Consider the following 2283-nt stretch of genomic DNA (forward strand, 5'->3'; position numbering starts at 1 on the left):
TAGAAATTCCCCAAGAAGCCTTTATGGCGGTGCTGAAGTTGGATTGACCAAATGTGAGCCTTTAAGAATCTAACTAGAAATACATATATCTCGTTATCAAAAATAAAAAAAGCTAATGGCAGAAAAAGCTAAGGGTAAACATAAGTTCGGTACCCTGAATCCCGACGCAATAGAATTAGGAATCACCCGAAATAAAAAAAAAGCAGCCATGGAAGCTATCGGTTTGTGGAATGATGATCCCACCCAAAGTACTGATTTACGAACGATAAAAAAGATGGCAAAGGATATTCGAAGAGGGGCATGGCAAAGGAAGAAGTAATTGTATGCGATACCAACATTTTATTGGCTGTAATTAAAAATCATATACCTACAGTTCGAATTTTATCAGGATTGACGAATGAGTTCACCGAATGGCGCAATATGTATATCAGTATCATTACTTACGGAGAGATACTTCCAGTAACTCAAAAAAAAGAACGTAAAAAGATAATTGCGTTTTTAAGAAACTTTACTCTATTACACATTGACAAGCGGGCGAGCTTATTCACTAAAGAACTGATGAATGAATCATATTACTACGCTGGCTTGCTGGCCGATGGGCTCATTGGAGCCTCTGCTATTACTAATGGCATACCAATCTGGACATACAATAAGAAGGATTTTCAGCAATTCAAAGGTATTCGCTTTTTTAACCCTCGTTGATAGAGTGAAAGTGGTGATTCAACTCTCTACTCACTCAAAATATTGTACAGATCAATATTGAGGTAGTAATGGTGCCCCTGAATAGTTCGTTTGTTGAGTACGCCTAGTTCGGTAAGCTGATTAAGGTAGCTTCGGGCGGTATTCTCAGCGTAAATGTTCTGACTGGTAAAATGCTTTACGGTAGAATACGGTTGGGTGAACAGCATTTCTATCATCTGCTCTGGTCGTTGAATAGATGTTTGCTGACGAACTGCCTGTAAAATAGCTTCTTTCGACTGCAAAATATCGTTGATCTTTCGGTAGGTCAGATTAGCCGTTGACTGCACCGCTTCCAACATATATAGAATCCAAGGTTGCCAGTCGCCCCGTTGAGAAACTCCCCCTAAGCGAAAGTAGTATTCATCTTTATGGTCAATGATATAGCGACTCAAGAATAGAATCGGGAGATCGAGTAAGCCTTTTTTAGTGAGATAGTGGATATTAAAAATTCGGCCGGTCCGCCCGTTTCCATCCCAAAAAGGATGAATAGCCTCAAATTGGTAATGCCCAATCGCCATCTTTAGCAGCGGATCAACGGCATACTGTTGGTCATCGTTCATAAATTCCAGCAGGTTACTGAGCTTTTCCTCTAAGATGCCTTCCCCCCGGGGTGGCGTATAAATCACCTGCCCGGCAGTTGGCCCACTGCCCCCCTGACGAATCACAATGCGGGTAAATGCTGGACGAAAACCATCACTTGCCTCTTTCACCTCTTGGTACATCTGAATGAAATAATCCAGATCAAAAACTTCCTTCTGTTTTAGGGTATGAAACCCCTGCCATAAAGCTTCGCGATAGCGCAACACTTCTTTGGGAGCTCCGTAAGTCTCGTGCAAATCATTTTGACTGAATGCTTGGTACAGCTCGTCGTCGGTAGTGAATATATTTTCAATCTGGCTGGAGGCTTTCGCTTCCTGTAAGCTAATAGTATTAATCAAAAGCTTTTGGTCGGGTATGGCCGCGCTACGTCCGTGTAAGCGAGCCAATGCTGCTTTGGCTTCACCCAATTGTTCCAGCACTTCCACCGTTCGATAATGCTTATCAGATATAGGTAATGACGGTAATGTATTCCAGGGTTGGTTTCGGTCGGGATTGGTCCAGCTAGTTTCAGACATTACTTAAAGTTTCTCTTAATGTTTATTCATTGATGCAACCTTAAATTAAGGTCTGTTTTTGCACTAAACATTAAATAAACGATTTTATGATGTTTATAGTACTAATAAACTTAAATTTAAGGCCAATAACTGAACAGGCATTAAAAACGGCGCAAGATAATGTTTATAGAAGCAGAAAGTATTACTGGTTTCTTTACCTTAGCTTCTTGCAGTAATTAAACCGGAAGTGCGGATTGTTTCAGTAGCTTTTTTATGATGGCAACTGGCTTATATTTACTTTTGCAGCTTTCTAAAGTCCTATCAATTAATTAGATACAATCTCACCACTATGACCATTATAGACGGGAAGCAAACCGCTCAAAAAATTCGTCAAGATCTTACTGAACAAGTTCAACAAATTAAGGCTAACGGAGGCAAAGTTCCGCAT

The 2283-nt window shown here is 40.4% G+C and carries 3 protein-coding genes; 2 read left to right on the plus strand and 1 reads right to left on the minus strand.

All coding sequences use genetic code 11. The features are described 5' to 3' along the window. Window positions 1-115 precede the first annotated feature (115 nt). Entirely contained in the window at window positions 116-319 is a 204-nt protein-coding gene (locus WBA23_RS14005; RefSeq protein WP_424582901.1) for a hypothetical protein, read from the plus strand. Beyond that, window positions 301-702: a type II toxin-antitoxin system VapC family toxin gene (locus WBA23_RS14010; protein WP_424582902.1), complete on the plus strand. Its 402-nt coding sequence runs from the start codon at window positions 301-303 to the stop codon at window positions 700-702. Before WBA23_RS14005 ends, WBA23_RS14010 begins: the two co-directional genes overlap by 19 nt. A gap of 26 nt (window positions 703-728) precedes the next feature. Here the strand turns inward: WBA23_RS14010 and WBA23_RS14015 are convergent, their stop codons facing one another. Further along, on the minus strand, window positions 729-1856 hold the full coding sequence (locus WBA23_RS14015; protein ID WP_424582903.1) for a Fic family protein: 1128 nt from the start codon (window positions 1854-1856) through the stop codon (window positions 729-731). Between the last annotated feature and the right edge of the window lie 427 nt (window positions 1857-2283).

Source organism: Tunicatimonas sp., from assembly GCF_049647865.1.
In the GTDB taxonomy this organism is placed as follows: Bacteria; Bacteroidota; Bacteroidia; order Cytophagales; family Cyclobacteriaceae; genus Tunicatimonas.